We start from the raw sequence: 12335 nt of genomic DNA, 5'->3' as shown, positions 1-12335 counted from the left end.
GTGCCCGCGCAAGGCAGTACCACGGTGCAGGTGGCCTGGCCGGTGCCCGGGCGCGGCCTGCACGCGCTGCCGGCCCTCACCGCGCTCACGCTGTTCCCCCTGGGCACTTTCCGCGTGTGGACGGTGTGGCGCCCGGCCGCCACGGTGCTGGTCTATCCCGAGCCTGAAAGCCACCCACCGCCGCTGCCGCCTGGTGAACCCCAGGCCGGCAGCTCGGGCAGCGCGCGCGTACAGAGCACGGGGGAGTTCGATGGCGTGCGCGCCTACCGCCGAGGCGATCCCATGAAGGCCGTGGTGTGGAAGAAGGCCGCCCAGGCTTTCGCGGCCGGCCGCGACGAGCTCGTGAGCCGCGACGCCCTCTCCACCCAACGCCAGCAGCTCTGGCTGGACCACGCGCAATGTGGCCACAGCACGTTGGAAGCGCGCCTCTCGCGTCTGACCGCCTGGGTGCTGATGGCCGACCGACTCGGGCTGGACTACGGCCTGCGCGTGCCGGGCCGTGAGATTGCGCCCGACCAGGGCCCGCTGCACCGCGCGCGTTGCCTGGAGGCGCTGGCGACATGCTGAGCACGCCCCGCCGCGCTCCGCACGCCGCCCCTGAAGGAGGGCGCGCCCTGGGCGCAGGCCCGTCGCGCCGGCAAGGTCGGGTGGAAGCCCGGCTCGCGTCCCTGCCGCGTGAAACACGCGACACGCTGTTCCTGCTCGCCGTGGTGGGCTGGGTGGTGGCCTTGCAGGTCGCCCACATTCCCTGGTGGTGCAGCACGCTCACCGCGGGCGTGCTGGTGTGGCGCGGCACGTTGGCGCTGCGCGGCCTGCCGCTGCCCGGCTGGCCCTGGCGGCTGGGGCTGCTGGGCCTCACGCTCGCGGCCACCTGGGCCACCCACCGCACGCTCCTGGGGCAGGAAGCGGGTGTCACCCTCATCGTGGTGCTGCTCTCGCTCAAGACACTGGAGATGCGCGCGCGGCGCGACGCTTTCGTGGTGTTCTTCCTGGCCTTCTTCACCCTGCTCACGCACTTCTTCTATTCGCAGTCGTTGCTGACGGCGGCGGGCATCCTCATCGCCCTGCTGGGGCTGCTCACCGCGCTGGTCAACGCCCACATGCCCGTGGGCCGGCCGCCCCTGGCGCAGGCCGCGCGCATCGCCGCCGGCATGGCCGCCATGGGCGCACCCATCATGCTGGTGCTGTTCCTGCTGTTCCCCCGTTTCTCGCCGCTGTGGGGCGTGCCAGCCGACGACCGGGGGCGCAGCGGCCTGTCCAGCACCCTGCGCGTGGGCCAGATCGCCGAGCTGGTGCTCGACGACAGCATCGCCCTTCGCCTGCGCTTCGAAGACCGCCCACCACCGCAAGGCCAGCTCTACTTCCGCGGCCCTGTGCTCAGCGCCTTCGACGGGGTGGAGTGGCGCCCCGCGCGCGCCGAGTTTCCGACGCGGCAGGTACTGCCGGGCGAGCTGTCGGTCTCGGGAGACCCGGTGCGCTACGAAGTGACCATGGAGCCGCACCGCCGACCGTGGCTGTTCCTGCTGGAAGCCGCCGCGCAAGCGCCCGAGCTGCCCGACGTGCGCGTGCGCATGACCAGCGAACTGCAATGGCTCACCGACCGCCCCATGGGCAGTCTGGTGCGCTTCAGCGCCACGAGCCACCCCACGTTCCGCCATGGCCCGCTGGCATTGACACCGGCCCTGCGCGAGCACGTGGCACTGCCGCCCGGCTACAACCCGCGCACGCTGGCGCTGGCACAGCAACTGCGCCGCGAGCACGGCAGCGGCCCCGAGGCCACGCCCGTGCTGGTGGCCGCGGTGCTGGATCGCCTGCGCACGGGCGGCTATCTCTACACGCTCACGCCCGGCGTGTACGGCCAGCACACCGCCGACGAATTCTGGTTCGACCGCCGCCAGGGCTTCTGCGAACACATCGCCAGCAGCTTCGTCATCCTCATGCGCGCGCTCGACATTCCCGCGCGCATCGTCACGGGCTACCAGGGCGGCGAGATGAACAGCGTCGACGGTTACTGGACCGTTCGCCAGCGCGACGCCCATGCGTGGGCCGAGGTCTGGCAGGCCGGCCAGGGCTGGGTGCGCGTGGACCCCACCGCCGCCGTCGCGCCCGCCCGCGTGGGCTCCTTGCAGCGGCTGAGCGCGCCCGAAGGCGCCATCGCCGGCACCCTGCGCAACCTCAGCCCCGACATCGCCGCGCAGCTGCGCGCGGTCTGGGAGGCGATGAACAACCGCTGGAACCAGTGGGTGCTGAACTACACCCAGGGCCAACAGCTCGACCTGCTCAAGCGCCTGGGCTTCCAGTCGCCCAGTTGGGCGGACCTGGCCTATGTGCTGATCGGCGTGGTGGTGCTGGTGAGCCTGCTCGGCGCGGCCTGGACGCTGTGGGAGCGCCAGCAGCACGACCCCTGGCTGCGCCTGCTGCAGCGCGCCCGCGCGCGCCTCCAGGCCTCGGGGCTGGACAGCAGCGAGCACACGCCCCCGCGCGAACTCGCCCTGCGCGTGCAACAGCACTGGGGCGCCTCGCAGGCGGCGCAGCGCGTTGCACAATGGCTGCTGCAACTCGAAGCCCAGCGGTACGCCCGCCCGGGCACCGCCGACACACCCACCCTGGCCACGCTGCAAAGCGAATTCCGGCACCTGGCCTGGCCCCGAAAAGACCCCCGTTGAACGCCCTCGCCCGCCTACTGACCTCTTCTGCCCTGGCCCTGTGCCTGAGCGCCAGCGCCCTGGCGCAATCGCCTGCCAAAGCGCGCCCGGCCAGCCCGGCCAAGGTTCCCGCCTACAGCTATGCGCAAAGCGCGGCCGCCATGGCCTTTGCCACCGACCTGGCCGAGCGCCGCAACCTCGATCCGGCCTGGGTGCGCCAGCAGGTCGGCGCGGCCCAGCGCCTGCCCAGCGTCATCCGCCTCATGCAGCCCGCGCCCAGCGGTGTGCCCAAGAACTGGGCGGCCTACCGCGCGCGCTTCATCGAGCCGGTGCGCCTGCGCGCGGGCCAGCGCTTCTGGGAAGCCAACCGCGAAGTGCTGGCGCGCGCCGAGGCCGAATTCGGCGTGCCCGCCAGCCTGATCGTGGGCGTGGTCGGCGTGGAGACGCTGTACGGCCAGCACACGGGCAACTTCCGCGTCATCGACGCGCTCGCCACCCTGGCCTTCGATTTCCCCACCAGCCACCCGCGCGCGGCCGCCCGCACCGAGTTTTTCCGCAGCGAGCTGGAGCAGTTCCTCAGCCTCACCGAACGCACCGCCACCGACCCGCTGAGCTACCTCGGCAGCTACGCCGGGGCCATGGGCTGGCCGCAATTCATGCCCAGCAGCTGGGTGAAATACGCGATCGACTTCGACGCCGACGGCAAGGTCGACCTCTTCAACAGCCAGGCCGATGTGATCGGCTCCGTGGCCAACTACTTCAAGGCCTTCGGCTGGCAGCCCGGCATGCCCACGCACTACCCGGTGCGCTTCGATCCGAACCAGAGCACGGAAGACCTCGAGACGCTGCTCGCCCCCGACATCCTGCCCAGCTTCGGGGTCGCGAGCTTCACCGGCAAAGGCGCGGTGCTCGAAGGCCCCGCGCTGCAACACACCGGCCAGCTGGCGCTGGTGGAACTGCAGAACGCGGGCGCGCCTTCGAGCTACATCGCCGGCACCGAGAACTTCTATGTGGTCACGCGCTACAACTGGAGCAGCTACTACGCACTGGCGGTGATCGAGCTGGGGGACGCCGTGAAGGCGCTGGTCGGCGAACGCTGAAGCGCCACGCGCGTCACACCCGCGGCGGGTCGGTCTCGCGCTCCGGATGGCGGTGCCTGGCCATGGCGGCGATAAAGGTCTCGGCATCCCCGCCTTGCACCACGCCCGGATCGGCCTCGCCCGAAGGCAGCGTGGGGGACGCACCGGCGGCCTTGAACAGGGTGGCCGACGCCGGGAGCACCAGAATGGGCTTGCAATGGCGGTACTGGTCCTTGATGAACTCCATCGTGTGACCATCGAGCGAGAGTGTGCGAACCCCCTCCTCGCCGTCGGGCAGCACCAGGGCATCGAAAAGGAAACCGGGTTCGTTCTCCAGCGATGCATCGGCGTCGATCGCCACACCATCCGCGGTCTTTACCGGGCCGATGCGGGGTGCCACGAAACGAGGCGACGCGCCCTGCGCGAACAGCATGGCATGCACATCCATGGCGCTCTGGCCGTTCACCCCGTCGGCCACCAGCATGGCCACCTTGCGACCTTTGATGGAACCGTCACCTGGGCGCGCGAGCAGCGAGAGCGTTGGCGAGCGGCTGACTTCGGGCTTGGGCGGGTTGTCCAGCGCGCGCGGCATGGGTGCTGGCAGCGCCGCCATGCCCAGGCCCTCGGCCACTTGTGCGGCCAAGGCTTCCGACGCATTGCGCAGCGAAGACACCATGCGCTCGCGGATCGCGGGCACCGTCACCTTGGAAAGCTCGAAGCGGAAGGCCGCCGCAATGTGGGCCTGCTCCACCGGGCTCTGGCTCTCGAAGAACAGCGTCGCCTGCGTGTAGTGGTCGGCGAACTTCTCGGGCTTGGCGCGCACCTTGCCCTGCTCCTCCTTGGCCTGGATGCGGGCCGGCACGGACACGAAGCCTTGCGCGGCGCCAGCCTGGAACGGGCAGCCTCCCGCCAGTGAATTCGGTTCGTAGTTCACCCGGCCGCGGTGGATGGCCTGCCGGTGCATGCCGTCGCGCTGGTTGTTGTGCACAGGCGCCAGCGGTGAATTGATCGGGATCTCGTGGAAATTGGGACCACCCAGGCGGCTGATCTGCGTGTCCACATACGAGTGGATGCGGCCCGCGAGCAGCGGGTCGTTCGAGAAGTCCAGGCCAGGCACGATGTGCGCCGCACAGAAGGCGACCTGCTCGGTTTCGGCGAAGAAATTGTCCGGGTTGCGGTTGAGCACCATGCGGCCCACGGGCCGCACCGGCACGAGTTCCTCGGGCACGATCTTGGTCGGGTCCAGCACGTCGAAGCTGAAGGCATCGGCCTCCTCCTCGGTGAAGATCTGAAGACCCAGCTCCCACTCGGGGAAGGCACCGGCCTCGATCCGCTCCCACAGGTCGCGACGGTGGTAGTCGGGATCCGCGCCCGAAATCTTGACCGCCTCGTCCCAGACCAGCGAATGCGTGCCGTAGATGGGGTTCCAGTGGAACTTGACGAACACCGAATCGCCCTGCGCATTGACCATGCGGAAGGTGTGCACGCCAAAGCCCTGCATGGTGGCATAGCTGCGTGGAATGCCTCGGTCGGACATGGCCCACATGAGCATGTGGGTCGACTCCGGCATGAGCGAGACGAAGTCCCAGAACGTGTCGTGCGCGCTGGCCGCCTGCGGCATCTGGTGATGCGGCTCGGGTTTCACGGCATGCACCAGGTCCGGGAACTTCATGGCGTCCTGGATGAAGAACACCGGCATGTTGTTGCCCACCAGGTCCCAGTTGCCCTCGTCGGTGTAGAACTTCACCGCGAAGCCGCGCACGTCGCGCGCGGTGTCCTTCGACCCCCGCTCGCCTTGCACGGTGGAAAAGCGCACGAACACGGGCGTGACCTTGCCAGCGTCCTGGAACGGCGCGGCCTTGGTGATGTCCGTCAACGCGTCATAGCACTCGAAGAAGCCGTGCGCGCCCGAACCGCGCGCGTGCACGATGCGCTCAGGGATGCGCTCGTGATCGAAATGCGTGATCTTTTCGCGGAGGATGAAATCTTCCAGCAGCGCAGGACCGCGCACGCCGTACTTCAGCGAGTTCTGGTTGTCCGCAATGGGCACGCCCTGGTTGGTCGTGAGCACCTGGCCCGACGAATCCACGCGCACGCGGTCCAACGACTCGATCGCCCAGTTGACGCCTTCGGCCGCCACGCTGCCGGTTTTCTCGGAGTGGTTTTCTTCGGACAAGGTGCTGCCCGTGGGCAGACGCGATGGCGCCTCCACCGTGGCACCCGGTTGCACGGACAGGCCGTTGTCGAAACCGTGTTCACCGGCCTTGTTGGCGTTGAACGGCATGCCCTCGGCCATCTCGCCCGTGTGGGCGGCCTTGAGCACGGCGGGGTCGTTGGCAGGCTGGACTTGGGAAGGCCCACTGTCGGTCTGGCGGGCAGCGGCCCGGGAAGCGCTGTTCGCTTCCCGGTTGTCGCCACCGGAGTCGGGGGATTTGGATTTAGGCACAGTGGGCTTTCAAGAAATTGGAAGGGATGGGGACGTTCAGGCGACTTCCGCGCCCATGAGCGCTTCCTTGCGCGCCATCAGCTCGTCGCGCATGGCCACCAGATCCAGTGACTTGGCTGCCCTGGCCTTGGGGAAGATCTCGTTGCGCTCTTCCTTGACGTGGTGGTCGATGTACTCGCCCAGCACCTTGACCTTGGCGTCGAACATCTCATCGGCTTCGTCCATGGCCTCGATCTGCGCAATCAGGTCCTTGGCGCCCGCGTGCTCCACCTCGGCTTCGGCCAGCATGCCGGTGTCCTTCAGTGCAGCGCGCAGCGCGGGGTAGAAAATTTCTTCCTCGATGGTGGCGTGCACCGTCAGCTCCTGGCAGATCTGGTGCGCGAGTTCCACCTTCTTCTGCGCGACGCCGCGCGCCTTGGAGCCCGCGAGCTCTTCGTAGGTCTTGAACATCTTCTTCACCGCCTTGTGGTCGGTGTCCAGCAGGGTGCAGGCATCTGCTTCGGTTCGGGTGGTGGCCATGGGAGGCTCCTGGTAGGGGGTGTGGGGAAAGGTTTGTTTGAATGGGTGGCAAAGCCCCACCCTGCCCGCCGTCGGACAGGGTGGGAGCGTGGCATCAGCGCTCAGGAGGCGTTGTTGCCGCCAGGACGGCGGGTGCTGTCGTCCTGATCACGGGCGCCGGGGCGCGAACCGTCCTGCTGCTGGGAGGGGTTGACCTCCTTGCGGCCTTGCTGGTCAGAGCCGCCGGGGTTGCTCTGTTCGCGCTGTCCCGCCGGGTTGCTCTGGTCGCCTTGCTGGCCGCCTTGCTGGCCTGGGCGCTGACCGGGGTTCTGCCCCTGCTGGTTCTGGCCCTGCTGGCCTTGTTGCTGCTGGTTCTGGCCTTGCTGGCCCTGCTGTTGGCCTTGCTGGCCTGGGTTGTTCGATGCCATGTCGTTGCTCCTGCATGTGTTGAAGGGATTGCGGCGACCACGGTGGATCGGACGCAACTCCTTTTGGGCAAGGCGCGTGCCCGCAGCTTCAACGGCGCGACGGTTGCGCGGCAACGCCGTCTCACTCACCCTCGCCCTCCTGCTTCACGGCACCCGCAGACGCTTTGAGCACGCTGATGCCGCCATCGGCCTCCAGAAACGCATACTTCATGTCCTTGAGGTCGCAATCGGCCTCCCGCAAAGCCCGTTCAACATCCCGCCGGGGAACATGTTGTCGTCGCAGCACCGGCTCGAAGAAGCGGCCATCCCGCCCGATGAGCACCGGCGCGCCTTCGGCCAACGCCTGGAGCCAGGCATGGCGGGCGGTCACCGTGGCCACGAGCACGTTGAGGCCGATCAGGGTGGCGGCGGCGAGCAGACCGCCGGTCACCGAATCCTCCGCGCCGTTGAGCCCGGCCGAGACCGACTCGCTCAGCAGCATCACGACCAGCAGGTCGAAGGGCGTGAACTGGCCGACCGTGCGCTTGCCCGAGAGTCGCATCAACACCAGCAGCACCGCATACACCATCGCGGCCCGCGCGGGCAGCTCCCACCAGGGTGTGGACAAGGCGAACATGGCGGCCTCTCATGACGTGAAAGCACCCATGGAGCAATCGGCGCACCCACCGCCCCGGTCGGGCCGGCGGCGCAGCAGGCAAAGGCCGCCCGGGCGCTTGCGGCAAATTTTGCGGATCGTCCGGTGCGGCAGCGCTTTTTACCGCTTCAGCCTGTGTGGCATGGCGAACAGTCGGAACCGGCGTGCCCAGGCAACATCACGCGCACAACCGTCTGGAGGCACATGGACCTGCTCGACCTCATGCAATGGCCTGCCATGCTGGTGACACTGATGGCGTCCTGGCTGGTGGCATCGCGCAGTGCCGGCCGGCGCCATGCCGGCTTCTGGCTGTTTCTCACCAGCAACGCGCTGTGGATCGCCTGGGGCTGGCAGGCGGGTGCCTACGCGCTCATCGCCTTGCAGATCGGCCTGGCCGGCCTGAACATCCGAGGCGCCCTCAAGACCGAAAGCGCTACGTGATGGCCGCGCACCGACGCCACCGCCCTGGGCAAAAGCCGCTACGCCTGCAGGACCTTGGCCAGGGCCTCGGGCGAAACGGGCTTGAGAAAGTGATAGTCCACCAGCGCGAACACGTCCGCCGCCAGCTCGTCATCGGCGTCCGACCCCGTCACCGCGATCAGCACCAGGTTCTCGCCGCACTTCACGCGCAAGGCGCGAACCAGCTCCAGGCCGTCCATGTCCGGCATGTGCACGTCGAGCATGACGCACAGGGGCAGCGAGCGCTCCACCACCTCGATGGCCTCCTTGCCGCTGTAGGCCGCCTTCGCGCGGTGCCCCATCAGGGTCATCAGCGTGGTCAGCGAGTCCGCCGCGTCCCGCGAGTCGTCGACGATCAATATGTCCAGGTCCTGGTTTGTCATGGCTGTGTTGCCTGTGGTGACCCGACGGGCCCGTTCGCGCGACAGCATAATGCCTTTTGCCCGGCGCGCCCGCTCGCGCGTCGACCTGCCGGCCCCCACGCCGTCTTGCCCGGCCTGGGCCCGCGCCGTTCCTGAATGGGATCGTCCATGGATGCTGCGAACCTGGAACCCCCTTTGTTTCTGACCGGCGGCGGTGAGCTCGCCGGGCTCATTGCGCGGTACGACTGGTCCTCGACCGAGCTGGGCCCCATCGACCAATGGCCCGACCATGTGAAGGTGGCCACGGCCTTGATGCTGCGTTCCCAGGTGCCCATCGTCATGCTTTGGGGCGAGCCCGGGTTCATGGTCTACAACGACGCCTACTCGCATTTCTCGGGCCTGCGCCACCCGCAGCTGCTGGGCTCGGAGGTGCGCAAGGGGTGGCCCGAGGTGGCCGATTTCAACGACCAGGTGATGACGGTCTGCCTCGCGGGAGGCCACCTGCGGTTCGAAGACCAGGAGCTGGTCCTGCATCGCAACAACCGCGCCGAACAGGTCTGGATGAATCTGGACTACTCCCCCCTGCTCGACCTGAATGGGCGGCCGGTGGGCGTGATGGCCATCGTGGTCGAGACCACGGCCAAGGTGCAGGCCTTGCGCAAGGTGCACAGCGAGCGGGAACGGATGGCGCAGCTGTTCCAGCAGGCCCCGTCGTTCATGACCATGCTCCGTGGAAGCGCTCACCTCATCGAGCTGGCCAACCCCAACTACCTCCAACTGGTGGGTCACCGCGACGTGATTGGCAAGACGGTGGCGCAGGCGCTGCCCGATGCGGTCGAGCAGGGCTACCTGCAATGGCTCGACGAGGTGTACGCCAGTGGTCAGGCACACACCGCCAGGAGCGCCCGGTACGCCACGCAGACCGAACCCGGAGGTCCGATCAGGACGCGCTACCTCGACTTCGTGTTCCAGCCTCTGCGAAACGAGGCCGGCCAGGTGGACGGGATCTTTGTGGAAGGCATCGACGTCACGGACAGGGTGCAGGCCGAATTGAAGCGCGACAGCCTGGCGACGCTGGGCGAGCGGCTCGCCGCGCTGTCCACCCCTGGGGAACTCGCCCAGGCGGCTTCCGAGATCCTGGGCCAGGCGCTCAAGGCCAGCCGCGCGGGCTACGGCAGCATCGACGAACGCGGGGAAACACTCACGGTCGATCGCGACTGGACCGCGCCCGGGGTGGCCACCCTGGTCGGTGCGGCGCGGTGGCGCGACCACGGCGCCTCGATCGACCGCCTCCAGCAGGGCGAGCTCATCGCCATCGCCGACGTGCGGCTCGATGCGAGGACCGCCTCCACGGCCGGGGCGCTCGAATTGCAATCCGCGCGCTCGCTCGTCCACGTGCCGATCATGGAGAACGGCCGGCTCGCGGCCGTGTGCTTCGTGCACTGCGACCGGGTCCGCGAATGGGAGGCGCACGAGCTCGACCTGATCCGCGAAGTCGGGCAGCGCACCCGGGTGTCGGTGGAACGCGCCCGGGGTCACATCGCGCTGCTGGAGAGCGAAGCACGCCTGCGGGAGGCCAACGAAACACTGGAGCACAAAGTCGAGCAGCGCACGGCCGAGCTGATGGAGATCGAGTCGCACTTCCGCCAGGCGCAGAAGATGGAAGCCATCGGCCAGTTGACGGGCGGCCTGGCGCACGACTTCAACAACCTGCTCGGCACCATCAGCAACAGCCTGCAAATCCTCAAGATGCGGCTGGCCCAGGGCCGCACGGACGGCCTGGAACGCTACATCGGCATGAGCGAAGACTCGATCCGCCGCGCCGCGTCCCTCACCCACCGGCTGCTGGCCTTCTCGCGCCGCCAGACGCTCGATCCCAAACCCATCGATGCCAACCGCTTGGTGCAGGGCATGGAAGACATGATCCGGCGCACCATGGGCCCCTTGATCGACATCGAGGTGGTCGGCGCCGGTGGCCTGTGGCTCACCAAGGCCGATGCCTCCCAGCTCGAGAACTCGCTGCTGAACCTCTGCATCAATGCGCGCGATGCCATGCCCCAGGGCGGCCGCCTCACCATCGAAACGGCGAACAAGTGGCTGGACGAACGCGCCGCCGGCGAGCGCGACCTGCCGCACGGCCAATACGTGTCGCTGTGCGTGACGGACACAGGCACCGGCATGTCCGCCGACGTCATCGAGCGCATCTTCGACCCCTTCTACACCACCAAGCCCCTGGGCATGGGCACCGGCATGGGCCTGTCCATGGTCTATGGCTTCGTGCGCCAGTCGGGCGGGCAGGTGCGCGTGTACTCCGAAGTGGGCATGGGCACGACGATGTGCCTCTACCTGCCCCGCTACACCGGCCCGGGCATCGACGACGAGGAAGCGCCCCGGCCCGCCCCCATGCAGACGGGCGACGGCGAAACCGTTCTGGTGGTCGAGGACGAATGGGGCATCCGCATCATGATCGAGGAAGTGCTGACCGATTCGGGCTACCGCGTGCTCACCGCCGAGACGGGGCCCGCGGCCATGAAGCTGCTCGACAGCGCGGCGCGCATCGACCTGCTCATCACCGACGTGGGCCTGCCCGGGGGCATGAACGGCCGCCAGGTGGCCGACGCGGCCCGCATCCGCCGGGCTGGCCTGAAGGTGCTGTTCATCACCGGCTACGCCGACAACGCCGCCGTGGGCAATGGGCACCTCGATCCGGGCATGGCGGTGCTGACCAAGCCCTTCGAGATCTCGGCGCTGTCCAGCCGGGTCAAGGCCCTGCTGAGCCCGTGACCCGCCCGGGCAGGCCGTTGCGCACGAAGTCCACCAGCTCGGCCAGCGCCCCTTCCGTGGGCGTTCGCCACAGCAGGTGGGTCTGCAGGCAGGCGTCGTCATGCGCCAGCGCAATCGCCACGATGCTGGCCGGCAGCTTGCCCACGATGCCGCCGCCATACAGCGCCACATGCGTGCTGCGCGCCACCGACTCCAGCAGGATGGGTGTGTCGTCGGGTTCGTACACCACCTTGGGCTTGAAGCCGTGGCGCTCGAACAGCGCAAACAGCAGCGCCCGGAAGGTGCCCCAGCGCCCAGGCGATCCGATGATCAGGCCCACGTCCTGCAGGTCCTTGAAGTGCAGCTTGCGCTTGCGCGCCAGGGGATGGCCCACGCGGCACAGGGCCACGATCGGGTGCGAGTCCACCCGCACACTGTCCAGCGAGGGCGACGGCGCCAGCGATGCGGGCAGCAGCAGGAAAGCCGCGTCCAGATCGCCCGCCACGACTTCGTCGAACAGGCGCTCGGACGGCGCCTGCAACAGGTTGAGCTCCACATCGGGGAAGCCCACGCCGAAGCTGAACAGCAGTTCGGGCATGGCGCTGTTGGCGGCCTGGGCCGAGTAGCCGATCAGCAGCTTGCGCTTGCTCGCACTGCCGGCAAGGCGGCGCGACTCGCGCACGGCCTGGTGCAGGCCGTCGAACACCGCGTCCAATTGCCCCAGCAGGTGGGCGCCGGCCGGGGTCAGCTCCATCGACCGCGTGGTTCGCACGAAAAGCTGAAAGCCCAGCTCTTCCTCCAGCACCTGGATCGAGCGGCTGAGCGCGGGCTGGGCGATGCGCAAGGCCTCGGCCGATTTCCGGAAGTTCAGCGTGGTGCTGAGGTGGCGGAACTGCTGAAGCCTTCGCAGGCTGGGGTAGGTCTTCATTGATGCCCAAATTCTATCAATGAGCCATCAAATGGTATTGGACTGAGCCGGGGGCCAAAACTAGGATTCACGCCCAGCCGATCCATCACAAGA

11 protein-coding genes are annotated in these 12335 nt (G+C 68.2%); 5 read left to right on the top strand and 6 right to left on the bottom strand.

Going from position 1 to position 12335, the window contains the following annotated elements; genetic code table 11:
- The 3 genes from KIT86_RS14805 to mltB form a co-directional block, all read left to right on the top strand.
- Positions 1 to 567, top strand: a 567-nt coding sequence (locus KIT86_RS14805; RefSeq protein ID WP_297399650.1) for a DUF58 domain-containing protein, incomplete at its 5' end; no start/stop codon positions are given.
- Positions 561 to 2666 (top strand): DUF3488 and transglutaminase-like domain-containing protein, encoded by a 2106-nt coding sequence (locus KIT86_RS14800; RefSeq protein ID WP_297399648.1) that lies wholly within the window; start codon positions 561 to 563, stop codon positions 2664 to 2666. The genes KIT86_RS14805 and KIT86_RS14800, both read left to right, overlap by 7 nt.
- A 140-nt stretch (positions 2667 to 2806) precedes the next feature.
- Complete coding sequence (mltB, locus tag KIT86_RS14795; RefSeq protein ID WP_297399652.1) at positions 2807 to 3745, top strand: lytic murein transglycosylase B; 939 nt, start codon at positions 2807 to 2809, stop codon at positions 3743 to 3745.
- 13 nt (positions 3746 to 3758) lie between these two features.
- Here mltB and KIT86_RS14790 read toward each other — a convergent pair whose 3' ends face one another.
- From KIT86_RS14790 to KIT86_RS14775, 4 genes are all read right to left on the bottom strand, one after another.
- Positions 3759 to 6170, bottom strand: a complete 2412-nt coding sequence (locus tag KIT86_RS14790; protein WP_297399646.1) for a catalase — start codon at positions 6168 to 6170, stop codon at positions 3759 to 3761.
- 36 nt (positions 6171 to 6206) lie between these two features.
- Entirely contained in the window at positions 6207 to 6689 is a 483-nt protein-coding gene (locus tag KIT86_RS14785) for a hemerythrin domain-containing protein (protein WP_297399644.1), read from the bottom strand.
- A 101-nt stretch (positions 6690 to 6790) separates the two neighbouring features.
- Positions 6791 to 7096 carry a hypothetical protein gene (locus tag KIT86_RS14780; RefSeq protein ID WP_297399643.1) on the bottom strand — a complete coding sequence of 102 codons (306 nt, stop codon included), beginning with the start codon at positions 7094 to 7096 and terminating at the stop codon, positions 6791 to 6793.
- 121 nt (positions 7097 to 7217) lie between these two features.
- On the bottom strand, positions 7218 to 7712 hold the full coding sequence (locus KIT86_RS14775; protein WP_297399641.1) for a DUF421 domain-containing protein: 495 nt from the start codon (positions 7710 to 7712) through the stop codon (positions 7218 to 7220).
- A 222-nt stretch (positions 7713 to 7934) separates the two neighbouring features.
- On the opposite strand from KIT86_RS14775, the gene KIT86_RS14770 reads away from it, so the two are divergent.
- Positions 7935 to 8171 carry a hypothetical protein gene (locus tag KIT86_RS14770; RefSeq protein ID WP_297399638.1) on the top strand — a complete coding sequence of 79 codons (237 nt, stop codon included), beginning with the start codon at positions 7935 to 7937 and terminating at the stop codon, positions 8169 to 8171.
- 38 nt (positions 8172 to 8209) lie between these two features.
- On the opposite strand, the gene KIT86_RS14765 is transcribed toward KIT86_RS14770, so the two are convergent.
- Complete coding sequence (locus KIT86_RS14765; protein ID WP_297399636.1) at positions 8210 to 8572, bottom strand: response regulator; 363 nt, start codon at positions 8570 to 8572, stop codon at positions 8210 to 8212.
- A 147-nt stretch (positions 8573 to 8719) separates the two neighbouring features.
- Between KIT86_RS14765 and KIT86_RS14760 the strand changes: the two genes are divergently transcribed.
- Positions 8720 to 11335, top strand: a complete 2616-nt coding sequence (locus tag KIT86_RS14760; protein WP_297399634.1) for an ATP-binding protein — start codon at positions 8720 to 8722, stop codon at positions 11333 to 11335.
- Here the strand turns inward: KIT86_RS14760 and KIT86_RS14755 are convergent.
- The gene (locus KIT86_RS14755) at positions 11313 to 12242 is read right to left on the bottom strand and encodes a LysR family transcriptional regulator (protein ID WP_297399632.1); all 930 of its coding nucleotides are present in this window, start codon (positions 12240 to 12242) and stop codon (positions 11313 to 11315) included. The two genes, KIT86_RS14760 and KIT86_RS14755, sit on opposite strands and share 23 nt — an antisense overlap.
- Positions 12243 to 12335 lie beyond the last annotated feature (93 nt).

This window comes from Hydrogenophaga sp. (assembly GCF_026125825.1).
Lineage (GTDB): Bacteria > Pseudomonadota > Gammaproteobacteria > Burkholderiales > Burkholderiaceae_C > Hydrogenophaga.
This window is presented reverse-complemented; position numbering and strand designations above follow the sequence as displayed.

What these genes read in the sequence shown, in the direction of transcription:
- KIT86_RS14760 (WP_297399634.1), top strand. Translation starts at nt 8,720, where the DNA reads ATGGATGCTGCGAACCTGGAACCCCCTTTGTTTCTGACCGGCGGCGGT.
- KIT86_RS14800 (WP_297399648.1), top strand. Translation starts at nt 561, where the DNA reads ATGCTGAGCACGCCCCGCCGCGCTCCGCACGCCGCCCCTGAAGGAGGG.
- KIT86_RS14785 (WP_297399644.1), bottom strand. Translation starts at nt 6,689, where the DNA reads ATGGCCACCACCCGAACCGAAGCAGATGCCTGCACCCTGCTGGACACC.
- KIT86_RS14770 (WP_297399638.1), top strand. Translation starts at nt 7,935, where the DNA reads ATGGACCTGCTCGACCTCATGCAATGGCCTGCCATGCTGGTGACACTG.
- mltB (WP_297399652.1), top strand. Translation starts at nt 2,807, where the DNA reads ATGGCCTTTGCCACCGACCTGGCCGAGCGCCGCAACCTCGATCCGGCC.
- KIT86_RS14775 (WP_297399641.1), bottom strand. Translation starts at nt 7,712, where the DNA reads ATGTTCGCCTTGTCCACACCCTGGTGGGAGCTGCCCGCGCGGGCCGCG.
- KIT86_RS14765 (WP_297399636.1), bottom strand. Translation starts at nt 8,572, where the DNA reads ATGACAAACCAGGACCTGGACATATTGATCGTCGACGACTCGCGGGAC.
- KIT86_RS14780 (WP_297399643.1), bottom strand. Translation starts at nt 7,096, where the DNA reads ATGGCATCGAACAACCCAGGCCAGCAAGGCCAACAGCAGGGCCAGCAA.
- KIT86_RS14755 (WP_297399632.1), bottom strand. Translation starts at nt 12,242, where the DNA reads ATGAAGACCTACCCCAGCCTGCGAAGGCTTCAGCAGTTCCGCCACCTC.